At 42.1% G+C, this 24731-nt stretch carries 24 protein-coding genes and 1 pseudogene; 7 read left to right on the forward strand and 18 right to left on the reverse strand.

The annotated features are described in order from the left end of the window. Window positions 1-72: 72 nt before the first annotated feature. Window positions 73-1221: a plasmid recombination protein gene (locus ACU01J_RS16525; RefSeq protein ID WP_481086707.1), complete on the forward strand. Its 1149-nt coding sequence runs from the start codon at window positions 73-75 to the stop codon at window positions 1219-1221. Window positions 1222-1405: 184 nt separating this feature from the next. Here ACU01J_RS16525 and ACU01J_RS16530 read toward each other — a convergent pair whose 3' ends face one another. From ACU01J_RS16530 to ACU01J_RS16550, 5 genes are all read right to left on the reverse strand, one after another. Then, entirely contained in the window at window positions 1406-1717 is a 312-nt protein-coding gene (locus tag ACU01J_RS16530) for a hypothetical protein (RefSeq protein WP_274878411.1), read from the reverse strand. Window positions 1718-1728: 11 nt separating this feature from the next. Continuing rightward, complete coding sequence (locus ACU01J_RS16535; protein ID WP_265589320.1) at window positions 1729-1860, reverse strand: hypothetical protein; 132 nt, start codon at window positions 1858-1860, stop codon at window positions 1729-1731. A 5-nt stretch (window positions 1861-1865) separates the two neighbouring features. Next, on the reverse strand, window positions 1866-2267 hold the full coding sequence (locus tag ACU01J_RS16540; RefSeq protein WP_029789997.1) for a hypothetical protein: 402 nt from the start codon (window positions 2265-2267) through the stop codon (window positions 1866-1868). A gap of 19 nt (window positions 2268-2286) precedes the next feature. Continuing rightward, window positions 2287-2934, reverse strand: a complete 648-nt coding sequence (locus ACU01J_RS16545; protein WP_481086708.1) for a hypothetical protein — start codon at window positions 2932-2934, stop codon at window positions 2287-2289. 458 nt (window positions 2935-3392) lie between these two features. Further along, entirely contained in the window at window positions 3393-5093 is a 1701-nt protein-coding gene (locus ACU01J_RS16550; protein WP_481086709.1) for a recombinase family protein, read from the reverse strand. Between the two features lie 64 nt (window positions 5094-5157). On the opposite strand from ACU01J_RS16550, the pseudogene ACU01J_RS16555 reads away from it, so the two are divergent. Then, window positions 5158-6486, forward strand: a pseudogene (locus ACU01J_RS16555) (YifB family Mg chelatase-like AAA ATPase); the annotation flags it as partial. A gap of 38 nt (window positions 6487-6524) precedes the next feature. Here the strand turns inward: ACU01J_RS16555 and ACU01J_RS16560 are convergent. Then, window positions 6525-7505, reverse strand: a complete 981-nt coding sequence (locus ACU01J_RS16560) for a DUF2860 domain-containing protein (RefSeq protein WP_481086710.1) — start codon at window positions 7503-7505, stop codon at window positions 6525-6527. Window positions 7506-7680: 175 nt separating this feature from the next. Between ACU01J_RS16560 and ACU01J_RS16565 the strand changes: the two genes are divergently transcribed. Further along, the gene (locus tag ACU01J_RS16565) at window positions 7681-8577 is read left to right on the forward strand and encodes an acyltransferase (protein WP_481086725.1); all 897 of its coding nucleotides are present in this window, start codon (window positions 7681-7683) and stop codon (window positions 8575-8577) included. Window positions 8578-8627: 50 nt separating this feature from the next. Here ACU01J_RS16565 and ACU01J_RS16570 read toward each other — a convergent pair whose 3' ends face one another. The 5 genes from ACU01J_RS16570 to ACU01J_RS16590 all read right to left on the reverse strand — a co-directional run bounded on the left by ACU01J_RS16570 (window position 8628) and on the right by ACU01J_RS16590 (window position 12494). Beyond that, window positions 8628-9230: a thiol:disulfide interchange protein DsbA/DsbL gene (locus ACU01J_RS16570; RefSeq protein ID WP_481086711.1), complete on the reverse strand. Its 603-nt coding sequence runs from the start codon at window positions 9228-9230 to the stop codon at window positions 8628-8630. Window positions 9231-9255: 25 nt separating this feature from the next. Beyond that, entirely contained in the window at window positions 9256-10242 is a 987-nt protein-coding gene (locus tag ACU01J_RS16575; RefSeq protein ID WP_481086726.1) for a serine/threonine protein kinase, read from the reverse strand. Window positions 10243-10295: 53 nt separating this feature from the next. After that, window positions 10296-11714: a cytochrome c oxidase accessory protein CcoG gene (gene ccoG / locus ACU01J_RS16580; protein WP_481086712.1), complete on the reverse strand. Its 1419-nt coding sequence runs from the start codon at window positions 11712-11714 to the stop codon at window positions 10296-10298. 247 nt (window positions 11715-11961) lie between these two features. Next, window positions 11962-12228, reverse strand: a complete 267-nt coding sequence (locus ACU01J_RS16585; protein ID WP_481086713.1) for a YihD family protein — start codon at window positions 12226-12228, stop codon at window positions 11962-11964. Between the two features lie 98 nt (window positions 12229-12326). Beyond that, window positions 12327-12494: a hypothetical protein gene (locus ACU01J_RS16590; RefSeq protein ID WP_481086714.1), complete on the reverse strand. Its 168-nt coding sequence runs from the start codon at window positions 12492-12494 to the stop codon at window positions 12327-12329. Between the two features lie 292 nt (window positions 12495-12786). Between ACU01J_RS16590 and ACU01J_RS16595 the strand changes: the two genes are divergently transcribed. Both ACU01J_RS16595 and trhA read left to right on the forward strand, forming a co-directional pair. After that, window positions 12787-13584 (forward strand): sporulation protein, encoded by a 798-nt coding sequence (locus ACU01J_RS16595; RefSeq protein ID WP_481086715.1) that lies wholly within the window; start codon window positions 12787-12789, stop codon window positions 13582-13584. A gap of 91 nt (window positions 13585-13675) precedes the next feature. Continuing rightward, window positions 13676-14329: a PAQR family membrane homeostasis protein TrhA gene (gene trhA, locus ACU01J_RS16600; protein WP_481086716.1), complete on the forward strand. Its 654-nt coding sequence runs from the start codon at window positions 13676-13678 to the stop codon at window positions 14327-14329. Here trhA and ACU01J_RS16605 read toward each other — a convergent pair. From ACU01J_RS16605 to def, 6 genes are all read right to left on the reverse strand, one after another. After that, window positions 14326-14889, reverse strand: coding sequence for a DUF3157 family protein (locus ACU01J_RS16605; protein ID WP_481086717.1), 564 nt, complete (start codon window positions 14887-14889; stop codon window positions 14326-14328). The two genes, trhA and ACU01J_RS16605, sit on opposite strands and share 4 nt — an antisense overlap. Window positions 14890-14898: 9 nt before the next feature. After that, window positions 14899-16344 (reverse strand): TrkH family potassium uptake protein, encoded by a 1446-nt coding sequence (locus ACU01J_RS16610; protein ID WP_481086718.1) that lies wholly within the window; start codon window positions 16342-16344, stop codon window positions 14899-14901. Window positions 16345-16353: 9 nt separating this feature from the next. Then, a complete protein-coding gene (gene trkA, locus ACU01J_RS16615) occupies window positions 16354-17730 on the reverse strand; it encodes a Trk system potassium transporter TrkA (RefSeq protein ID WP_481086719.1) in 1377 nt (458 codons plus the stop codon). A gap of 56 nt (window positions 17731-17786) precedes the next feature. Beyond that, window positions 17787-19067 (reverse strand): 16S rRNA (cytosine(967)-C(5))-methyltransferase RsmB, encoded by a 1281-nt coding sequence (rsmB, locus tag ACU01J_RS16620; RefSeq protein ID WP_481086720.1) that lies wholly within the window; start codon window positions 19065-19067, stop codon window positions 17787-17789. A gap of 69 nt (window positions 19068-19136) precedes the next feature. Beyond that, window positions 19137-20084 carry a methionyl-tRNA formyltransferase gene (fmt, locus tag ACU01J_RS16625; protein ID WP_481086721.1) on the reverse strand — a complete coding sequence of 316 codons (948 nt, stop codon included), beginning with the start codon at window positions 20082-20084 and terminating at the stop codon, window positions 19137-19139. 25 nt (window positions 20085-20109) lie between these two features. Continuing rightward, window positions 20110-20628 carry a peptide deformylase gene (gene def / locus ACU01J_RS16630; RefSeq protein WP_053439971.1) on the reverse strand — a complete coding sequence of 173 codons (519 nt, stop codon included), beginning with the start codon at window positions 20626-20628 and terminating at the stop codon, window positions 20110-20112. A gap of 176 nt (window positions 20629-20804) precedes the next feature. On the opposite strand from def, the gene ACU01J_RS16635 reads away from it, so the two are divergent. Together ACU01J_RS16635 and ACU01J_RS16640 are read left to right on the forward strand one after the other, a co-directional pair. Further along, window positions 20805-21851, forward strand: coding sequence for a LysM peptidoglycan-binding domain-containing protein (locus tag ACU01J_RS16635; protein ID WP_481086722.1), 1047 nt, complete (start codon window positions 20805-20807; stop codon window positions 21849-21851). Next, window positions 21848-22069 carry a hypothetical protein gene (locus ACU01J_RS16640; RefSeq protein WP_481086723.1) on the forward strand — a complete coding sequence of 74 codons (222 nt, stop codon included), beginning with the start codon at window positions 21848-21850 and terminating at the stop codon, window positions 22067-22069. Before ACU01J_RS16635 ends, ACU01J_RS16640 begins: the two co-directional genes overlap by 4 nt. Before the next feature lie 58 nt (window positions 22070-22127). Here the strand turns inward: ACU01J_RS16640 and ACU01J_RS16645 are convergent. Further along, on the reverse strand, window positions 22128-24731 hold a 2604-nt coding region (locus ACU01J_RS16645; RefSeq protein WP_481086724.1), incomplete at its 5' end, for a Tn3 family transposase.

Consider the following 24731-nt stretch of genomic DNA (forward strand, 5'->3'; position numbering starts at 1 on the left):
CTCCACAGCCTTGATTATTATTTTATTTATGGATTACTGAATTATATATAAATATATTCAAGGAGTTCATTTATGAAAAAATATTGTGCCGTAAATACTAAGTATTACCAAGATTCAAATGATGGTGAAATAGATCACGTATTAAGAAATATGCTTAATAATATAAATGCTTTCGATGTGCTAACACCAAACAACTTTGGATTTTGTTTTGGTGATAATGATATTAAAAATTATTACAAAGAGAAATTAGAAGATGCAAAACAAGATAATAATTTAGCATTGCAGAAAAATAGTAATACTTTCGTTGATAGTGTATTGGTTTTCAATTCGGAATTATTTTTAAAATGTATGGAAGATGGAAAACAAGAAGAGATTAAAAAAGCAACTAAAAATTTTATGTTGGAGTTTCAAAAAGAATATGGTTTTGAGCCGATTGGTTTTGAGTTTCATCTTGATGAAGGAACTAAAATATCAACTAAAGATTTAGACAAATTAGATCCTGAAGAAAAATCAAAATATGTTCCTTTTGATGATCCTGACGAACCATTTACTACTGAATATATAAAACATAACATTCACGCCCACGCAATATTTTTAAACTATGATTTTGATAAACATAAATCTTGTTTAAGAAATATGAGAAAGAAAGATTGGTCTAATTCTCAAGATTTATTATATAAACACTTTAAAGACTTTGGTTTTGAAAGAGGTGAAACGAAACAAACAAATAAGTCTGATCATAAAAATAAAGAGGATTATGTTAGAGAGTTAGAATTAAAAACGATTGAACTTGTCAAAGCCACTGGTGATCATTTAGATGAAAAAAATGAATTATTAGATGAAATATTAGATCATCAACAAAAATTAGATCGATTTGAGAATTTGAGTAATTACGCTCAAAAAATTAAAAACTTTTTTGATGAAAGACCAAAATTAATTCTAAGTTTAGAAAAAGCGTTTGGTGAAAAGTTTGAAGAAGTAAAACAAATGGCAATTGAGATCTATCAAGCATTAACGGAAAGATCTGAACCCGTGAAGCAAGAACTTAAAAAAGAGCAAGATGTTGAACTACCAGAACCTGATTTGGCCGAAGTGCCGAAAACGATAGAAGAGCAAAAGATTGACAATGAAGAAAAATCTAGAAAGGCAGAAGAGAAAGCTAAAGAAATAAAAAAAATAAAGAACAGAAGAAAATACAAAAATAAACCATCAATGCTTTAATATAGTCAAGATTTTTCAAGGAGGGTCCCCCTTGGGATACCTTTAAAAAACTTTACTATATGATCTATAAATAAAATATAGATAAGGTTTTTATTGAACGAAGTGGAGATAAAAGCCTTGATAGACATTTATTTTAAATTAAAAAACAGTTAGTGTTTACCAACGCTTTTACTCGAATTTAACTTTAACTAAAATGTATATAAAATGTTTGTTCATCATCACTTGGCTTGATAACTTCGTGTAAGAATGAATTAAACTTATCATACTCATTTTTATACAAATCTTTATGCTTTTCGTAATTAAACTCCCAAAGCATTTCAATAACGCCTTGCTCTGCTTCTTTTTTAGAAATAGATATACCTGCATTTATTCCAGAGTAAATGCCGTTATATTCCTCACAATTAAAGGCTTTATATACCAATCCATTGCAATAACCAAAAAAGTAAATATTTTTTGAGTCTTCTTTTTCTATTTTAATGCTAAAATCGTGTGCCATTATTTATTCTCCTATCTGTTTTTCCTATTTTGTTTCAGTTTTTGTATTTCTTGTTCTGGTTCATCGGAATTAATTAATATAATCAATTCTTCTAAACATTCTTCACGTTCCTTTAAGAATTGATCAAATAATACCATCTTCATTATATTTAATTCCTTAATTTTTTATTGTGAATGATGTTTATGTTCTTTATTTTTATAGATATAGCATTTTCTAATTTTTCAGCTTCTATTACATTATATTTTCTTAATTTTGATATAGCTAATTTAGCGATCTCAAGTAAAGATAATGTTTGAATGTTATTAGATTTTGTACTTTCTCTTAAATCATTTAAATAATCTTGTTTTTCATCAATAAAATCATCAAGAGAAGTTTTTTTATTTAAATTGAACTTTTCAAAAGTTTCTTTTTTTACGATTGCTTTCTCTAATTCTTTGTTTGTTTTTTTAAGTTCATTAGAAACATCATTTGATATTTCATTTTGTGTATTTGCTTTTTCAATGGCTTTTTTAGCTGAGTCCAAATATATTTTATTTTTTAAATCTTTCATTTTAACTTTCTCCTCTGATCTATTTTAGTTTTTCAATTGCCTCATTTCGTTTTTCTTCATCAGTTTCTGATTTTATATACTCAATTAAAGCATCAACATTTATTACTTCTTTATTATTTTTTCTATATAAAACTGTAAGCTTATTTATATCTCTTTTATTATAATTCTCAACCCATTTTCCTTTACCAAATAAATAAGGATTAACCTCAAAAGCCCCTTGTTCTTTTTTCCCATTCTCATCAACAATGGGGAATAATATACCTGCTTTTTTTAGACTGGTTATTGCATTATCTACTTGTTGAACTCTTTTTAAACCTAGTTCTTTACAAATTATAGTCTTATCGTATTTTGTTATTGATATTACATAGTTCTCATATCTCATTAACTTTAACAAACAATATAAAATATCTTTATTTGCTGGTTGTATCCCTTTTAATGTAACAACATCTTTAAGATATAGCTTAATAAAATCTGGTTCTGCTGGAATGCTACTCGTTGCTATATCTGTAGAATTAACAGCTTCATCAAGTTCATCAAAGCTGACTTTATGGAAATACTCTTTCTTCTTTCTTTGTACTTTTAATTCTTCCGTATATCTTTCATCAAATAGGCTGTTTAAATGTTTCTTAATATCTTGTTCTTTTTTACCTCTATTTATTTCTGTCATTGCATTTCTCCTTTTCTAATGATATAACTTCAATAAATCACACTCTAATATTTTGTCAATAGTATATTCTAATATTTTTTATGTTATGTTTATATTTTTCAAAGTATCGTGATTATAACTACTGTAGTTATGATTATTAACTTTTTAAGTGTTAATATAAATCGTCATTAAATAAATCTTAACTACTGTAATTAGGATTTATAACTACAGTAGTTAAGATATATAACTACAGTAGTTAGGTTTGGGTAGTGCCTTAATTATAAACAAAGCCAATAACAACAATAGTTTTAATAGATAACTTTTAAAATAACATATCTCTTCTTCTCTATTATGTGAGATCTTGTTATATACAATTGTATTTAATTATTTGATTGGCACTTTTTATATTTGCAGGGGAAATTGTTTCCCCTGATACCCCTTTGAAAGCCCTATCGGGCGGATCTGGTGGATTTTAGTAGTTAGTCTAGTGAGTAGTCCTTTTCGGAAGTCTCAACACCCCAGAAGTTTGTAGCGTTGAGTATTTCTATAAACCTACCGTCCATCGTCCCATTTTTGTAAGTTTCTAAAACTTTCTCTTTAAGCTTATAGAACTCGTTAAAACTCTCAAAATTATCAATATTTTTGACTTGAGACTCTTTTTTCTCAATTTTGCTATTCTTAATCTTGAATTGAAGAACTTGACCATCGTTGTATAGAGCTATGCAAAAACGAGAGTCGCTAGAAATGACAAAAGCAGCAAAATTATCACTAATGAATTTTTTGGCTTTTACTACGGAATTAGGATCTGTTTTGTCAAAATAATCTAGCTTGTTATTACTTGATAATCTTGAAATATTTAACTTGAAACTAGCAATTCTAGCTTCATTTTCCCGAACTTGCTTTTGTATTTTTGAACTTTCTTTTAAATAAACAGTAAAGTCCAACTCATTACTGTCATTTAAATTTTCTAATGTAATAAGTTTGTCTTTTAATTTTTTTGTTATTTCGTTAATTTCTTTTATTTTTAATTTTATTTCATCAATCTCTTTTGAATTGTCTTTTTTGGATTGCGTTATCATTCCAAAAAGATTTGGACTAGAATCAAGAAAATCATCATATTTAATAGATTTACTAAAGCAAGATAAGTTTCTTCTTCCCGAACACTTCAACATATAGTAAAGTTTTTTACCTGTTTTAGTGATTTTATCATCTGTTTCAAAATAGTATTTTTGACCACAACTTGCACAAAACATTTTCCCCGTGAAGATGTTTATTGATCTTCTTCCTGATGATTTGTTTGTTTTCTTTGTTTTAGTTATTGACTGGACAATATCCCAATCATCTATTGAAATTATAGCAGGGTAATAGTTTTTAAAAACTTCTCCTGTTTTTCTTATAAACAAATCACCTAATACACATCTATTCTTAAGTAAATGACTTATTTTTGCAGAACTCCAAGAGTTCGTAAAATTTTTATGTCTTTTTTTGGCTACTTGTGGGACTCTTTCATCATTAAATAGTTTTGCTATTTCCTTCATTGTTTTTCCAGAAATGTATAGCTGAAAGGCTCTTTTTACTATTTCTGCTTTTTTATTTATTACAAAATTTGTTTCTTCTTTCGTCCCTTTATTGTCAATCCAACCTGGGAACATTCCGACATACTGAACAGCTTTACCGTCATTTAATTTGTCTAGTTTTTTATCAAAGGATCTTAAGACTCGATCTGATTTTTTAGCACTTTCTTGGTTAGCTTGTGCCATTAGCATTAAGGAGTACATAATGCTCATCAAATCTGTAAGACTCTCTTTTGTATAAATCTTATTGTCCATTAGCGTTATGATATTAACGTTGGACTTCAAGATCTTACGAAAGACTTGATATGCATCATCTACATTTTCACGAGAAAGACGATCAAGCTGTTCGATGCATAGGTATGCTGAACCATCTTGCTCTATCTTTCCTGCTTTAATACCGTCAAGAAACGCCCCTAAAGCCCCTTTCTCGATGTGTTTAGCAGTAAAGGCGGATAAGCCTAAATCTTGCAATTTGAGGCTGTTATTTACGATATAGCCATTTTCATTGGCATAGTCAGTAATTCTTTCTATTTGTCGTTGAAAAGAACTACCAGCAGCTTGTTTATCGCTACTAAAGCGAATGTATGGGTATATAATTTTTGACATATCAGCACCTTAACCTTATGCGTAATTTACTATATCAACATTCCTGTTAATCATACATAGCTTTACCGTCAACCTTGCCCCGGCAGATTTGCCGAAAGAGGGTGGGCGGTTTGATTTACCAATCGCGTTAGGCATTTTGGCCGCATCCGAACAAGTTCCACTGCAAGCGCTGGCTGATATTGAGTTTATCGGTGAACTGGCTTTATCTGGCGAACTGCGCTGCGTGAAAGGCGTATTACCTGCGGCATTGGCGGCGAATAAGGTTCAGCGTCGATTGGTTGTTCCTCATCATAATGGTGATCAAGCGGCATTGGTTGGCGCAGATACACATAAGTCAGCCCAGAGCCTACTCGAAGTGTGTGCTGACTTGTGTGGTCAGCAAGCCTTGGCACTACACCAAACTTCATCATTAAGCGTAAAGCGGGAACTGCAAAGAGATCTGCAAGATATTATTGGTCAGCAGCAAGGTAAGCGAGCGTTAGAAATCGCAGCGGCTGGGAATCATAACCTACTGTTTTTAGGTCCGCCCGGGACAGGAAAAACTATGCTTGCCTCTCGGCTGTGTGATTTATTACCGGAAATGACCTGTGATGAAGCGATGGAGACCGCTTCGGTGGCGTCACTGACCCAGCAAGAGATCAATATCCATAATTGGAAACAACGTCCCTTTCGTGCTCCTCACCACTCCAGCTCCATGGCAGCGTTAGTTGGTGGCGGATCTATTCCTCGCCCAGGTGAAATTTCTTTGGCACATAATGGTTTACTGTTTTTAGATGAAATGCCGGAATTTGAACGTAAGGTGCTAGATTCTTTGCGTGAGCCGTTAGAGTCGGGAGAAATCATCATCTCACGGGCGCAAGGCAAAACTCGTTTTCCAGCCCGCTTTCAGTTGGTGGGTGCACTAAACCCTAGTCCAACGGGCTACTATGAAGGCAATCAATCGAGAGTGAATCCGCAAACCATCTTACGCTACCTCAGCCGTCTTTCAGGGCCGTTACTCGATCGCTTCGATATGTCGCTGGAAATCCCTGCGCTACCAAAAGGGACGTTAGCCGAAGGTGGCGATAGAGGTGAGCCAACCGCTGTGGTACGTGAACGAGTCTATATTGCTCGTGACGCTATGTTGTCGCGCTCGAATAAGGTCAATGCCTTACTCGGCAGTCGAGAAATAGAACGCTATTGTCCGTTAGATAAGCAAGATGCTCAGTTCTTAGAAAATGCTTTGCATCGATTGGGGCTCTCTATTCGAGCTTATCACCGCATTATCAAGGTGGCGCGCACCATTGCTGATCTAGAAGGTGTTGAGCATATTACACGTACTCATTTGGCTGAAGCACTCGGCTATCGAGCGATGGATAGATTACTCAGAGCGTTGACTGCTCAGGCGGTCTAACAATGCCCGTAAGCCTTCGTGACTTACGGGCGAGAGCATTAGAATCGATAGTTAACACCGAGTGACACAATCATCTGGTCTTCATCGTAAAAATCGATATTAGAGTCAGTTTGCCCAAAACCGGCGAAGGAGACCAACGACCAATTTTGCCAGCCCATAAACTGCTTGTATTCATAGGCGGCAAATAAGCTGACTTCATCATCAGAACGGGTGGTGTTGTAAATCGGATGAGAGGCGTCGTAGTCGCGGTTGGTGTAACTGGCCGTTAAGACGAACTGATGTCGATTGATAAGTTTAAACAGTGATAACTCACCACCGGTAGAGGTGTTTGAGTATGCATCGCCTTCGGCATCGGTTTGAATGTAGGTCAGTGATGGGATGATGAATGTGGTACGACTGAGAGGGAGTCGGTAACTTCCTTTGACGTAAATAGAACTGGCATCGCGTCTTAGTAAATCACTGTCGATGCTGGTATCGAACTGACCAGAGCGCTCATCTTTAATTTCTTTGTCTGCAAAAGCGGTATCAAGGCTAAAGCCAGATAAAGCAATATTACTGAATTTTAGGCGGTAAGCGGTGCCGGTTTCATCGGTTTCACTACGCTGAATGCCTTGTTCAAATGGGTTAGCCCAAGTGTCTCCAGACATAATGGTCGGTAGGAAAGAGGCATCTATCACTGTTCCATTGACCAGTTGTTGCTTATAGCCAAGCTCTAGCGCTAAGGTACCTACCGCAATATCTTCTCGTGACGTACCAGCGTAAACCTGTTTGTCGAGTTGTTGACCAAAGGTATAAGCGAGGTTGCCCAGCGGAAAGACAAGAAACCCATCCTCTCTTTGCCCTGCTTGGGTATTGTCAGCCAGTACTGCATTAGCATCGGTATTGAAATTGGATGTTGAAGAGGTATAACCGCTGCTAAGTGAAAGCTCGCCACTGAGCCCAGCATGCTTCGAAAGCTGAGCGAGTGCCGGTGTAGATATAACCGCAAGGGCTAGGACGATAGGTTTTATGGTTGTCATTATCGGCGCTCCATGAAGTAAACCTTTTGACTTGAGTTTGTTGAAGTTTAAGCAAACTACTCTGACCATGTGTAGATTGGTTTTAAACTTCCCACTGGCTTGTATAATTACACGCTGTTTTATTATTCATAAATAATTATTTATGAATTTCGATCAAATCTCACTATTAAGCGATATGTTGGCACATCTAATCTTTGTTCTGAATACAACTCTGGTTATCCTCAATTCTGCTATTTGCTCCTTAGCTATATGTCTTGTAGCGGTGTTAAAAGTGCTGTTACCTAGCGCCACTCTTAAAGTTAAAGGGACGCAATTAGCCAATAAAATAATGTGGCTATGGGCGACAATTAACTCTCTGATTTTGAATGTCTCTAACCGAGTTGAGTGGGATGTGGAAGGAGGAGAAGAACTTAAACAAGATGGCTGGTATTTGATGATCAGTAATCACTTAAGCTGGACCGATATCGTCGTGCTGTGCAGTGTGTTTAAAGATCGTATCCCAATGCCTAAATTCTTCCTTAAGCAGCAGCTTTTGTATGTGCCATTCATTGGTATGGCTTGCTGGGCATTGGATATGCCATTTATGCGCCGTTATTCACGTGAGTATTTGATTCGTCACCCTGAAAAACGAGGCCAAGATTTAGCCACCACTCGTCGTTCTTGTGCCAAGTTCAAACATACCCCGACAACCGTGGTTAACTACGTCGAGGGGACTCGTTTTACTAAGCAGAAACAGAGTAAAAGTCGTGCGGGTTACGAATATTTGCTGCAACCGAAAACTGGTGGGATTGCTTACACCTTGGCGGCAATGGGCGATCAGTTTGACAGTATCATTGATGTGACATTAGCCTACCCAGACAATACCGATAATCCATTTAGGGATGTGTTGATGGGGCGAATGAGCAAAATTGTCGTGCGTACCAGAGTGCTACCGGTGAATGAGCAAGTTCGTGGTGACTACTTCAATGATAAACCCTACAAGCGTCAGTTCCAGCAGTGGCTGGGGGATGTATGGCAAGAAAAAGATGAGTTACTAAAAGAGCTGCACCAGCCACCTTCATCGATAAAGTGACAATAAAAAAGGGAACCTTAGCTCCCTTTTTTGATAATTATTGGTGGTGATTACTTCAATGTCAGTAGGTAGTTAACCAGTGCGAAGTATTCATCTAGCGTCTTGATTGATTGTGCATCAACAAGGTATTTGTTGTTCACGACTACCGCTGGAACGCCAGAAAGACCGCTGTCTTTGAACTGTTTATCAAAGCGACGAACCATTGAATCAACGGCGAAGCCTTTGAATGCAGCATCAAACTTTTTCGCATCAACGCCTTCGTCTAAGAAGATTTGACGAAGTTCTTCATCATTCTTTGGTGCTTTACGCATGTTGTGGATGCGGTTAAACATCACTGGGGTCATCTTGTCTTCAATTTTTAGCGCAACCATGGTCGCGTAAGCCTTGCTCATTGATTCACCCATGCTACCGCCCATGAAAGAAACGTGGTTCTTTTGGAATTTAGCATCTGCTGGTAACTGAGCTTTAAGCTGCTGAATGATAGGTTCAAAGGCATTACAGTGTGGACAGTAGAAAGAGAAAAACTCTGTGACCGTTGGTTTTTTCGATGCTTCTAAATCCAGAACTTTGTAGTGCTCACCTTGAGTGAACTGTGCAGCGTGAGCTGTGAAGCTCAGTATCAATGTGGCAACGAGTGCGAACAGCTTTTTCATTTTTGACTCCATGTTGTTATTTTACTTACCACTGCGGCATGAGTGAAAGTGGGGGTTCATCCAAGGCAGAAATTTGCTCTTTAAAAGCAAGCACCTGACTTTCCCAGTATTTTGGATCATTAAACCATGGGAAAGCGATAGGAAATGCAGGATCTTGCCATCTTTTTGCTAACCATGCCATATAGTGCACCATACGTAGACCGCGCAATGGCTCAATTAGTTTCAATTCGTTGCTATTAAAATCATTAAACTCTTGGTATGCCTCCAAAACGATGTCTAGTTGCATTAATTTCTCGGCGCGATCACCACTGAGTAGCATCCATAAATCTTGAATCGCAGGACCATTGCGAGAGTCATCTAGATCGACAAACATAGGGCCATCACGCCATAAGATATTGCCGGGGTGACAATCACCATGCAGGCGTAAAATGGTGGCGGAGTCATCCCAGCGGTTTTCTAATGATTTGATCAGCAGATCGAGGTCATTAAAAAATGCATTTTCGAGATGCATAGGTATAAATTGCGATTGTTGGAGCAGTTTGCGCGGCTGGTAGAGGTATTCGTCTAAACTGATTGTTGGGCGATGTGTAAAGGGCGTTCTTGAACCAACCTTATGAATACGACCTAAGAAGCGACCGACGCCTTCAAGTTGCTCTAAGTTGTCGACCTCAAATTGACGTCCGCCGACACTTTCGAATAGGGCGAATAGATAGCCTTGATACTGATGTAGAGTTTGACCATTGAGTTTGACTGGTGGCGCGACAGGGATCTCTGATTCAATCAGCTCTAAAGTAAAGTCATGCTCTTCTTGAATCTGCTCTTGGCTCCAGCGCTCTGGACGATAAAACTTCACCACATAGCGCTGACGCTCTTCATCGGTAAATTGATAGACGCGGTTTTCGTAGCTGTTTAATGCGAGAAATCCAGACTCTGCGCGGATGCCAATGCTTTCTAGGGCATACCACATAAAATCGGGAGTGAGCGCATCAAAGTTAAATGCTTGCTGGGTCATAAAATAAAAGAGGCTCATTGCTGAGCCTCTTTCCATTTGGGTAGTGAGAAAGTCTAAAGCTTTTTAATAAAGCGGCTTTCTACAGAAATAGTGAAGTCTTCGCTATCGGACAGTATAAACTGAATCGTTGAAACAGGAGAGCTGAGATTGTCAGGGTTTACACCTAGGCTCATTGGTAGGCTAAGTACTTCACCCGGTTCAACTTGTATGGTTTGTTTGCCGTACCAAGAGACATCACTCAAACCTTCTACGCTCAAGTCGTACTTTTGCTCTTGTTGAGTTTTATTGATGATCTTCAGTGTATAGGTATTTTCAATCTCACCAGAGCCATTGACTCTGAATAGTTGGTTACGATCGCGCAGTACGCTTAGCCCAGCAGGGTCAACACTGGCGATTTGAACAAAGAACAAACCAATCATCACCAATAGCACGGCGCCGTAGCCAAGTAATTTAGGGCGAGCCACTTTGGTTTGTTTTCCGGATAGGCGGTGCTCGGTGGTGTAGCTAATCAAGCCTTTGTCGTAACCCATGCGATCCATGGTCTTGTCACAAGCATCGATACAAGCGCCACAGTTAATACACTCGTATTGTAGGCCATCGCGAATATCAATCCCGGTCGGGCAGACCTGCACACATAAGTCACAATCGATACAGTCGCCTAAGCCAAGTGCTTTGTGATCGGCTTTACGTGAGCGAGGCCCGCGGGTTTCACCGCGCTTGCTGTCATAGCCAACGATAAAGGTATCTTTATCGAACATCGCTGATTGGAAACGTGCGTAAGGGCACATATGGATACACATAATAGAGCGCATCCAGCCCGCATTGGCGTAGGTACAACCGGCGAAGAATAGTACCCAGAACACTGGCCAAAACTCAGCGTTGAAGGTAAAAAAGCCCACAACGAGATCTTGGATAGGAACAAAGTAACCGGTGAAGGTAAAACCCGTAGCAAGGGCAATAGCCCACCAAGCAATATGTTTGGCCGTTTTGCGCATGGCTAAGTTAGCCGTTAACTTGCCGGAGTCTTGTTTGCGGCGTTTATTGGCACTACCTTCGAGCTTTTCTTCGAACCAAATGTACATAAAGGTCCAAACAGTTTGCGGGCAGAGATAACCACACCAAACGCGACCTAAAAAGGTGGTAATGAAAAACAGCGCAAACGCCGCAATAACAAACAGCAACGCAAGTAAGGTTAGGTCTTGCGGGTAAAGGGTAGTGCTAAAAAAGTTAAATTGCTGATTGCCAATGTCGAGTAAGATTGCCTGACGTTCACCATAAGGTATCCATGGGATCAGAGCAAAAAACAGCAGTAGGAACCAACCGCCATAACGACGTAGTTGTTGGAATGTACCTTTACTTTCACGAACGTAAATTCGGTTACTTGGGTTAAATCTGTCGCCTTTGGTTTTGTGGGTTTTTGGATTAAAGGTTTTAGGAGTCACATCTTTAATATCGATTTTGTCCTGACTCATTGTGCTTCCTTCTTAGGCTCAATGGTGTGATTTATACGTTTCACACTCTGTAGACATTACTATTTTAGTAAATTCTTATTGATGGCGATTATATACGCAATAACATTTTTATTTCTTTAAGGTTATCAACCTTTAACAACAAACATTGGTACAGTTATAGAAATAAATCGCCTAACAGTTCATAAATAGAAGGGAAAACAGGTATAAAAAAAAGCGGCTTACGCCGCTTTCTACTTTCAATCTTTATTTAGTCGATGATGCCACGAGCTCGAAGGATCGCAGTTTTAAAGTCATCCTCTTGGTCTTTCTTCAGGCCGGGAATCATTTCATCTTTTTCGCTGTTGCGCATTTTAAGGTGGTAGATCAGCACATCATCGGTGAGATCTTCCAGTTTACCTTCATAACTCGCTTCTTGGGCTAACTTAATGATCATCTCAATCAGGTTAAGCTCTTGATCTTTTTGCCATTCTGGCTCCAATAGCTCAAGTAGCTCCTCAATACGGTGACACTTCACAGGTTTTCTCCACAATACTTATAATGATTTAAGGTTAAAGGTAACAAATTGCAGAAATGAAGGTAAGAAAAAAGCGCAGTCAAAACTGCGCTTTTTAACTAGGCTGCTTTAACAACTTTGGTTGGAGCAGATGCCAAGACAGCAGTCTGTTCAACTAAGGTCATTGCAGGAGCTGTTTTCTTTGCCACTGGAGCAGCCATGAAGCCACTGCGGCGGCGCATCGCACTACGGTTAGTGTGCGAAAACCTGACGGTTGTTGGGCGCATCTATGGTACCTAACTGTCAGGCATATCCATTGCCAATGTAATAGCCTGATTAACCATGAGTCGAGCTTCATTGCTGAAGTGTGGCTCTTTTTGGCTTTCGCCAATCCAAATAATTAATCAGGAGTATTGATATGCACGCATATCAATAAATAGATTAGCATTATCAGTCAAATTGGTCGATATCTAATCGTTTTTCGTTGACTACAATTATGTGAAGCAGGTAGTAGTAGTGAGACGCTAAACAAGATTAGTATGAAAGCAATTGAATCTTTATAGAGCCCAGGAGGTAGTTATGTCGTTCTTTAAGAAGACCCTGGCCAGTTTTGGCATCGGTTCGGCGAACGTTGATTCGGTGTTGCAGCAAGAAGTGTTGTACCCGGGACAAAAGGTCAACATTACTATTCATGTCTATGGTGGCTCGACCGCACAGGATATCGACAATATTGATTTAAAACTCTACTGTCGCTATATCAAAGAGGTTCCAGTCGCTCATGATAAGAACAAGCACACTGCAGGACGAATGCGCCGTGTGCCTGCTAGCTATGCACTGGCTGAGTGGTCGCTGCCGTATGCTTTCACGATTGATCCAGGCGAAACGCGTGATTTCGAAGTTGAGCTTGATGTGCCGTGGAATACCCCTGTGACGATTGGTGACTCTAAGGTATGGCTTGAAACTGGGCTTGATATTGCGATGGCTAAGGATCCAACCGATAAAGATATTCTTACCGTTCGCCCTGATCCGCTACTTGACGGTATTTTCACCGCTTTAGAAGAACAAGGTTTACGTATTCGTCAGGTGGAGTGTGAAGAGGTTGATGGCTTTGCGATGCCATTTGTTCAGGAGTTCGAGTTTGTACCGACGACTGGGCCATTCCACGGTCGTTGGCGTGAGCTAGAAGTGGTGGCTTACCGTAATGATGATGAGCTGCAACTGTGGTTCGAAATCGATCGCCATCGCGAAGGAGCAAAAGGGATGTTGGCTAGTCTGCTGGGTGTCGGTCAACTGAAAAGGCAATTGGCGCTACCGCTACACACCTCAGCTGATGAAGCGGGCAAGCTGGTGTTAGAGTATCTCGACAACCATTCTTAACAGAAATTTAAAACTTTCAGCTTACAACTGTAAGCTTAATGTGCAATACTCTTGAGTAATTGTTCCAATTTTACTCAAGAGTTACGCACGCATGTCGGTACATCCTCCTGTTGAATACAGTACAAAAGAAGAGTTCGCTAACACGTTAACTCATGCTTTGGGCATGCTGCTGAGTATTGTTGGCTTGGTGCTTTTGCTAGTCAAAGCGTTCCAGCACAATGCGGACACCATGACTATCGCTAGTATGAGTATCTATGGCGGCAGTATGATTTTACTGTTCTTAGCCTCAACGCTTTATCATGCGATTGCAAATCCGCGCGCCAAACGTGCGCTTAAAACCTTCGACCATTGCGCCATTTATCTGCTTATTGCTGGTAGCTACACGCCGTTTTTATTGGTGGCTCTACGAACGCCGTTAGCTATAGGTCTAATGGCTGTGATTTGGGGCATCGCGTTATTTGGCATCATCATGAAACTGGCGTTTGTTTATCGCTTTAAAAAGTTATCTCTAGTGACTTACCTGACGATGGGCTGGCTCTCGCTGATAGTGATTTATCAGTTGGCGATGAACTTATCGATTGAAGGGTTAACGCTGCTTGCTGCTGGCGGTGTGATTTACTCGTTAGGGGTGATTTTCTACGTGGCGAAACGCATCCCATACAATCACGCCATTTGGCATGGTTTTGTTTTGGCAGGATGCGCTTGTCATTTCTTCGCGATTTACCTGTATGTCCAACCGGTCTAACGCGTTTCGATGTTGACCACTTTGGCTTTGATTTGATACTGAGAAGCGGACTCGACATCGACTTTTATCGGCTTACCTGCGGCGATTTGTTCTGGTCTTAGGTAGGTATCAGCCATGCGTTTAATTGATGACCATACCTTAGTCTTTTGTTGGCTAAGTATAGCCCCAGAACTATCTAACACTTCCACTTCAAGCTCGACCGTAATCACAGCTTGACGGCCTTGGTTGGTTAATGAGGTAGGTATCACTAATTGACCATCTTGGTAGCTTGCGGCTGCTAATAGAATATCCACCCCTGAATCGGACAGTTGCATAGTCGGTTTATCACTATCTAGGCTTATCAAGCTGCCTGTTTTATTTTCAATCACAGGGATGGCAGCAACAACGGGTATCGTTGTCGTGTTTTCCGCTGGAGTATCACGGGGCGTAGGCGCTGTGACATAGTGCCAAGTAAAGTCATCGTTGAGCTGAACCTGTCGTCCATCTTCTAAAGTGAGCTGTTGTGCAGCCATAAGCTGAGAGCTTGCGATTAGGCCACAAAGCACAATACGTCTTTTCATGATTAATCCTTAACGTCGCCAAAATGCTGGAAAGAACAGCACCAGCAGAGTCAAAATTTCAAGGCGTCCCATCAGCATACCTAAGCTCAGCAGCCATTTTGCGCCATCTGGCAGCGGAGCGAAGTTGCCTGTTGGGCCAATCACTGATCCCATGCCTGGACCGACGTTAGCCACGGCGGTAATAGAACCAGAAATACTGGTTATTGGGTCAAGACCCATAGCACTTAAACCACCCGCAATGGCAATGATGGTTATAAAGAAAGTTAAGCCAAACGCGACCACAGAACGAACGATATCATCGTTGACAGGGCGCTGGTTATAACTTTGCACAAACACTCCCGACGGGTGAATGAGCTTCATCATCTGTTTGTTGAGTAGCGTTATTGCGATCTGAAAACGAAACACTTTAATCCCGCCAGATGTTGAACCTGAGCAAGCGCCAGCCATCATTAGGAACGCAAACAGGGTCGTTGGCAGTGCACCCCATGCAGTGAAATCTTCTAAACCAAAACCTGTGGTGGTTACGACTGAAACAATGTTGAACATTGAAACTCGCAGTGCGTCTGACACTGTATAGCCATCTCTAATCACCAACCAAGAAGAGATAATCAGGCTGCTGATAAGAAATAGGTAAGTAAAACCACGCACCTGAGCATCTTTGAATAAGAGGTCTAGACGACGCTTACGCAATGCAGCCACAAAAAGTAAAAACGGCAACCCACCCAAGAACATAAACACCGTGGCCACCCAATGAGCGGAGTTGGAGAAGTGGTTCATCGACCCATCAGAGGTGGAGTAGCCGCCAGTAGACAAGGTAGTGAAAGAGTGGTTGATCGCTTCAAACAGAGTCATACCAGAGGCAAGGTAAGCGAGCAAACATAAGCCAGTGAGTACCAGATACACCGCAACAATGTTTTTCGCGACGGTTTTGGCTCTTGGGCTGCTTTTATCCGACCAGTCGGAAGACTCGGTGTGGAACAGCTTCATACCACCGACGTTGAGCATTGGCAGAACAGCTACCGCCATTACGATAAAGCCGATCCCGCCAAGCCATTGCAAGATACTGCGCCACAGTAAGATGCTAGGCGCCATATTATCTAATCCGCTGAGTACCGTAGAACCTGTGGTAGTGATGCCCGACATGGTTTCAAAGTAGGCATCGGTGAAACTAATGTGGTTAATAAAGACAAACGGCAGCGCGGCAAAGGCGCTGGCGATGGTCCAAACCAAGCTGGTGATTAGGAACATATCTCGCACACTAAGCTTAAAGGCCCTGGTTCGACCGATAGTTAAACAGGCAAAAGCGGCAATGTGGGTGATAACAACAGCTTGGCCGAATTCTAAGAAACCGGATGTACCAGTGATAAAGGCGACCACAGTTGGAATGTACATAAATAGGGCTAGCTTAGATAGCACTAGCCCGATCACGAACAGTACGGGACGGAAGTTGACCATAACGGAGCCTTATAGGAAAAATGGACTCGGTTGGAATAGGGCTTCGACGTCTGGCACGTATTTCTTGTCGACCAGGAACATCACCACGTGATCATCTTGTTCGATAACCGTGCGGTCATGGGCGATTAGAACTTCTTCACCACGTACAATTGCACCAATGGTTGTGCCCGGTGGCAGCTTGATATCACCAATCGCACGGCCGACAACTTTAGAGGTAGTTTCATCGCCGTGGGCAATCGCTTCGATCGCTTCGGCAGCGCCGCGGCGTAGAGAAGAAACGTTAACAATATCAGCACGACGAACGTGCGTCAGTAGTGCAGAAATCGTTGCTTGTTGCGGAGAGATTGCAACATCAATCACGCCACCTTGAACAAGGTCAACGTAAGCGCCACGTTGAATCAACACCATAACTTTCTTTGCGCCCATGCGCTTAGCGAGCATGGCGGACATGATGTTGGTTTCATCTTCATTAGTTAGGGCGATAAACACATCGACTTGGTCAATGTTCTCTTCGGCAAGCAGCTCTTGGTCTGCGGCATCACCACAGAAGACGATGGTGTTTTCTAATTCTTCAGATAGTTTTTCTGCGCGTTGGTAACTACGTTCAATCAATTTTACGCTGTATGACTGCTCAAGGCGGCGCGCCAAGCTGGCACCAATGTTACCACCACCAACAATCATGATGCGGCGGTAAGGTTTTTCTAGGCGCTGTAGTTCACTCATTATTGAGCGAATGTGGTTACTTGCCGCAACAAAGAACACCTCATCATCGGCTTCAATGATGGTTGTACCTTGTGGGCGAATTGGGCGGCCTTGACGGAAGATGGCCGCAACACGTGTATCAATGTGCGGCATGTGCTCACGCAGTGCTGATAGGGCATTACCCACCAGTGGGCCACCATAGTAAGCTTTTACTGCCACTAAACTGACTTTTTGCTCGGCAAAACTCACTACCTGAAGCGCACCTGGGTATTGGATTAAGCGTTCGATGTAGCTAGTGACTAGCTCTTCAGGAGCGATAAGGTGGTCAACGGGAACTGCACCCGATTGGAATAGGGCTTCTTTCTCAGATAAGTATTGCGGAGAACGAATGCGAGCAATTCGGTTGGGTGTGTTAAACAGAGAAAAGGCCACCTGACAGGCTGCCATGTTAGTTTCATCCATGTTGGTTACCGCAACCAACATGTCGGCATCTTGAGCGCCAGCTTCACGTAGTACATCAGGGTGACTTGCATAGCCATTCACAACTCGTAAATCGTATTTATCTTGCAGCTCACGCAGGCGATCGCTGTCTCTGTCTACGATGGTGATGTCATTGTTTTCACCGACCAGGTTTTCTGCCAGTGTGCCGCCAACCTGACCCGCACCAAGAATGATGATTTTCATACATTTATCTCGTTTAACTACTGAAAAGGCGGCGACTATTGTCACCGCCTAACTGTTTACGCGTTTTTGATTAACACTGCGTAGTAGAAGCCATCCATATCCTCTTCACCAGGCAAGATCTGACGACCAGGGTTGTTGACATCAGAGCCAACTAAGGTCGCATTGCCTGTACGTTCAAGGAAAGCTTTTACTTGTAGAACGTTTTCTTGTGGGGTGATTGAACAAGTGGCGTAAACCATAGTGCCGCCCACTTTCAATTGTCCCCACATCGCATCCATAATTTCGCTTTGCAGCTCAGCTAAGGCATCAATATCGTTTGCTCTGCGTAACCACTTAATATCAGGGTGACGACGAATAACACCAGTCGCTGAACATGGAGCATCAAGCAGAATGCGGTCAAATTTGTCGCCTGTCCACCACTCTTGAGGGTAGCGAGCATCACCACAAATGACATCGGCACGCAACTGCAGACGCTCTAGGTTGTCATAAACGCGATCAAGACGCTTAGCATCACAGTCAATCGCAACCACTTCGGTATCTTCAGTGTGCTCAAGAATATGTGCGGTTTTACCGCCTGGCGCTGCACAACAATCAAGAATCAGTTCACCATTTTGTGGTTGTAGGTAATTGACCGACAACTGAGCTGCGGCGTCTTGCACCGATACCCAACCACGGTCGAAACCGGGTAGAAGCGTTACATCACAAGGTGAGGCCAATTTTATGGCATCAGCTGCTTCAGGGTGAATGCTGAATTCAATGTTTTCATCTTTCAACAGCTCAAGGTACTCATCACGAGTATGGTGCTGGCGATTGACACGTAACCACATTGGCGCTTTGCTGTTATTGGCTTCGACCAGTTGCTCCCAACTATCAGGGTAGCTTTCGCGCAGCATATTGAGCAGCCAGTTAGGGTGACCATATTTGCCCGCGTTGTGGCTAACCGCTTTCTCATCCAACTCTTCTTGTTCACGCAGGTAACTACGTAAAACGGCATTGATCAGACCGCGCAGGCTTGGGCCTTTTAGCGTCTTGGTGCCTTCAACGGTTTCCGCGACTGCTGCGTGAGCAGGGATACGCATAAAACTCAGCTGGTAAATGCCGACCAAAATTAAGTGGTGGAAGACACGCTTTTTCCCTTTCAGCGGGTTTTCCATTAGCTCGTTGGCAATAGACTCTAGACGAGGCAAGTATCTTAGCGCGCCGTAGCAAATTTCTTGCAACAGCGCGTGGTCTCTTGGTCTGATGGTCTTTTGAGCCGCAGGTAGGGCATGTGAAAGAGATTGGCCTTTATCGACCACTTGAAATAGGACGTTAGCAGCAGCAGCGCGAACATTCATGATGGATACCTTAAATTAAGGGAGGGTGTCTCCACCCTCAAAATGTACGTTTCCCTTGCGGGAGAAAAGTTAAACCAGTTGAGTACCGACTTCAAACCAGTTTGCACGTGAGTTGAGAATATCTTGCACGGGCATCGCTTTTTTACCTGGTACTTGCAGTTGTTCTAGTACCAGTACGCCATTGCCAGTGGCAATGTAGATACCAGTCTTGTCAGCTTGCAGGATAGTACCCGCTGGTTTGTCTGACATTTGCTCATCAACACGGCTCTGCCACACTTTGATGCTGTTCTCAGCAGCGATAAAGTGGCTCATTGGCCATGGATTGAAAGCACGTACGCAGCGTTCAATGTGTGCAGCGTCGTCAGCCCAGTTAATACGCGCTTCTTCTTTGCTCAGTTTCTTGGCGTAGTTAGCCAGTTCATCATCTTGCTTTTCAGCTACCGCTTTACCATCGGCAATATCGGCTAAACACTCAACTAGTGCATCAGGGCCAAGCTCCGCCAGCTTTTCATACATGGTCGCGCTAGTGTCCGTTGCGTCAATTGGCAAGGTCGCGATTTTTAGCATATCGCCAGTATCTAGACCGATATCCATCTGCATGATGGTTACGCCAGTCTCGTTATCACCCGCCCAAATAGAGCGTTGAATTGGAGCTGCGCCACGCCAGCGAGGAAGAATCGAGCCGTGTACATTGATACAACCAAGTTTCGGTGTGTCTAATACTGCTTGAGGTAGCAGCAGACCGTAAGCGACAACAACCATAAGGTCAGCATTCAGCTCAGCAAGCTCTTGCTTGGCTTCGTCTGACTTGAAGTTTTCTGGTTGGTAAACCGGAATGTCGTGCTCAAGGGCAATGTTCTTTACTGGGCTCGCAGTGAGTTTTTTACCGCGGCCTGCTGGGCGATCTGGCTGTGTGTAAACAGCGATAACTTCATGCTCCGAAGACAACAACGCCGCCAAGTGACGGGCGGCGAAATCCGGAGTACCAGCAAAAACAACTTTCAAAGGTTTGCTCAAGGTACCTTCCTTCTATTTATGGCGGTTAAGCTTTAGCGTTCTTCTCGTTGAAGCGCTTGATCTTAGCTAGCTTGTCTTGAATACGCTTGCGTTTTAAAGGCGAAAGGTAATCTACAAACAGTTTGCCTTCTAAGTGGTCAAGCTCATGCTGAACACAAATCGCTAATAGGTCATCAGCTTCAAATGTGAACTCTTCACCATCGCGGTTAAGTGCTTTTACCGTTACTTCGGCAGCACGTGGCACTAAAGCGCGCGCGCCCGGTACCGATAGACAGCCTTCTTCGATGCCATCTTCACCGCGCTTTTCGATAATTTCTGGGTTGATCAGAACCATTGGCTCATCACGAGTTTCAGAAATATCGATAACAACAATGCGTTGGTGGAAATCAACTTGGGTTGCTGCCAAGCCAATACCTTCTTCGTCGTACATGGTTTCAATCATGTCATCAACGAACTTTTGAATCTCAGGTGTCACTGCTTCTACCGGCTTTGCTACGGTGCGAAGGCGATCATCTGGGAATGTTAATACTTGTAATACAGACATATACACTCGAATGTTGAACTGTGCCGAATCAGGATAAACCTCGTTGGCTCAATTCTAGACATTTTAGATGTCAAATGACAGCATCAATGCGGCTTTTTGAACAGCTTCTCTTAGCTAAAACAGTGAACAAGCGAGTTGAAGTCGGCCAAGGATTTCAATGTTGTCAGGGAATGGCTATGTTAGGTTTACTGAACTGCCGCGTTATTTTTCTCGGCTTACTCTTTGTCCCGCTTACCAATAGTGCCAGCGATAACTCTGCACCAGTGACACTTAAGCAAGATGTGCCCGCGAGCTATACGGTCGAGAAAGGGGATACGTTATGGGATATATCGGCTCTTTATCTAGAGAGTGCTTGGCAGTGGCCGCGCTTATGGCAGGCTAATCCCGATATCGACAATCCAAATCTGATTTACCCTGGCGATCGCCTCTATCTAACTTGGCGTAATGGCCAACCTACGCTGAGTCTCAAGCCGATGGTGAAACTCAGTCCTAGTGTTCGTTTAGTCGATAAGCGCCCAATCCCAACGTTTAAACCTGAGTTGGTGCTTCCTTACCTTGAATCCGATCGATTACTTACTCAATCAAATATAGAGAGTAGTGTCCGTGTGCTGGGTGCCAGTCATGGTCGACAATTTTTAACCGAGCAAGATGCTGTGTATGTTTCTGGACTGCAGCCAGAATCTAGTTGGGGTATTTATCGTCAAATGGCGAGTTTTACTCGTAAAGAGCAGGAGGTTGTCGCTTTAAAACGCATCGCAAGTGCTGAGCATATCGAATATGGTGAGCTTACGACGCGCTTACATGTGACCGAGCAACGGCAAGAAATAATGGCCAATGATATTGCGCTGCCCGATCCTTCAGAGCCGCTGGTTAGGGCGACAAATCGTTTCTATCCGACACCTGCGCCGATAGGTCATCGCGCACGGATTCTCGGCAGTTTAACGGGCCAGCGTTACGTGGGGCAGTATGATGTGGTGGTGCTTAATCGTGGGCTGGTTGATGAACTTGTTCAAGGCAATATGTTTGAACTCTACCAACCTGGCGTGCAGGTAATGCTTGATAACGGTCAACTGGCATCGTTGGCCAATACTTATATTGGAAATTTGATTGTTATACGCCCTTATCAGCATTTTAGTCTTGCTCTGATTAGCCTAAGTACTCAACCGATCGGTGTTGATTCTAAGCTCATAGCACCGCCTCAGTTGAGCGGAGTAGAGCAATGAATAATCAGGAACTCGCAGCATGGTTGGCGCTTTACTTCACCCCACGCATTGGACCGAAAACCTTTACGCGCTTATTAGCCATAGATACGCCAAGTAGTATCGTTGATTCTAGCAAAGATCAACTCCAAGCAATTGGTCTGAGTGATAAACAAATCCACTATTTGCATCACACTGCTACTCGGGGTTTTGCGCCCACTTCAGCGAAAAGTCCAATGTGAGCCTACAGCCCTTTATTTATAAGGGCCGGCAGGGATCGCTTACTCTCTAATATCCTTCTTAAGCCACCAGTTCGACCATGCTATCCTCTCTCCAAGGTTCTAAGTTCTCAAGCAGTTTCTCTAGAACGATATTGTCTTTCTGAATACCAAAGGTGTAATTACCGGCAAGTTGGATATGACGCCATGCGACTGGAGATAAACCCGCTATCAGATTCACCACCTCCTGATTACCTTCTTGCTCAAACTTATCAATCAGACTGGATAGCAAGGCCGAGTTATAATAAATGATGCAGTTAGCAATAATTCTCGCACAATCATTCCATTGATCTATCTGATAATCATTACCTCCACGGAATTGATTTCCATTGATTGAAGCAATAGCTCGACGTAGTTGGTGGTAGGCTTCGCCACGGTTCAAAGCTTGCTGGACAAACTGTCGCAGGACTTTATCGTCAACATAATCGAGTACATAAAGGCACTTAATGATTCGGTCATACTCTCTAAGTGCGGCTAATGTTCGACTGTTCTGTTTACCATTCGACAGCTTGGTAATGATCGTACTTTGTGTCGTTGTCTTACGACTTAACGAGCAAATGATCCTTTGAATATTTTCCCACTCACGTTTGATTAGTGAGGTGTTAAACGGTCGGCGCAGCTTTAATGATACGGCCTCTCCATGCTCTATTTCGAACAAATCATGGAAGACATATTTAAACTTGGCGTATCGTGGAGCGAATTGGTAACCAAATAAGTCAAGGATCGCAAAGTTGACATTATTGACCCCATGAGTATCGGTTGCTAACGCTTTAGGCTGAATATCGCTGCTATTGTTATAGAGCAAATCAAAAGCATGATGTCCTTCATACTCGTTAGCTGAAATTATCTTGGTGTTGATTGGCACATGGTTTGACACCAACGTTAGGGCGGATACCCCTTTACCCTTACGGAAGTATTTTGCTGAAAATCGAGCTTTGAATGTATTGATACGGCAGGCATGCTTTTGACCATCAATACTACCAAAGGGGGTGGACTCATTGATTGTGTAATGTTTAAAGATTGGAAGTTTTGCCAGCGAATCTGAAATCACATCATTGGCATCGCTTGTCGTCTCCGGCCGAATATACCCATCATTTACGGCCCTCAGAACACCAATGGCTCGATCAGATATCGATGACATATGATGCAATCCATAATTAGAGCCATTGCCAAAGATACAAGCGAGTAAGTCTTCTTCTCTCGCCTTACTCCCTAGCTTCTTAGTTCCGATACTTTTGAAGGCATCTAAGTAACCGGTTCTCTGATTTACGTAATCCATAATTTCGATAATGCCCATATGTTGAAGTTGGTTGTAAATCGGGTTATCAAGATCGTCTTTCCAACGCTTATTGGCTAACTTCCAAGTGAGCTGGTTGGTGCGAGGTTGATGGATAACAAAATCATTGGCTCCATCATTGATATTACGGCTGACTTGAGACATTTTGTGACGTACGGATTTTGTTAATGTCGCAAGGGTTTGCTCGATAGGAGCAATCAACTTATCTAACCCTGTATTGGCAACAAGATTTTCATTCTTTTTCCATTCAGTTATAGGGATAAGATCATCTTCGAGACGTTTGTTTTTCGCACTTTCATTAACAAATATATGGTTGCTATCAAGCATTCGAGAGACTTTCTGGTACAAGTAATGTTCAAAACGTCGATAGTTAACGCCTTCCTTATCAACGATATAGTCTTTGTCCTGCTTAAGAAGTAACCTTTGGTCTGCAGTACAAAGGTGCTTTTCTTTTTGAAGCTCTGATTTTGCTACTTGTAATTGCGTAGAAAGTAATGTCTGACCGGGTTCACATTCAATATCTATCGCTAGAAAAAGGGGTCTAATCGAGTTTGAGATCTTTCTATATTGGCTGTCAATGTATTGCCACTCGTATTGTCGCTTATCAAAATTTTCCTTATTTAAGTGCTGACTAATGAGCTGGATTTCATCTTTGGAGAGCTTTTCAAAGGCATTTTGCCGAATATCACCAAATTGAGTCTGGTCACTGACGGAGTCATCGACAAATAGTCCAAGGAGGTGACCGGCGTGGGTCAACTTGTCTCTGACCACTTCAAGCTCATCTGCAATCCGTTGTTTAGCGGCGGCAGAGGCGGATTCCCTTAGTTTTCTGGTCACATATTGAAAAGCAGTGACTAACTTATCATTCGTTTCTTGATAACGAAAAAACAAGTAGCACACGATGTATAGCATCCCTTGCCATTCAGGAGAACGGCGGATCTTATAGATAGATTGGTGTCGAATAATAGACGCGTAGTACGTTAAGTTTCCTTGCGATAACCCTAGTTCATTGATGAGTCCTTTTATCTCCTGATACACACTTCTTATTGTATTGTGCGTTTCAATTTCACGCATGAGTTCCGATGGGGTGAAGTCTTTCGCTGAGCCTTTCTGCGCAGAAAGTTGATTCAAGCGCCCTTTGGTATGCAGTATTTTTTTAAGTTGCATATGAGTGGTGTCTGACATGGAGCTTGAGAGAATGGACTCTGTCCTCTTCCTCTCACTGGCTAGGACGGACGTGATCATGGTTTGTAATGTTGAATAAGCGGCTAAGCCAATGCGTTTTTGGCCAAAGAAGGCTAAGCATTCATCAAAAATATACTTGGGATA

The sequence above is a fragment of the Vibrio sp. 2433-A1 genome (assembly GCF_056726085.1).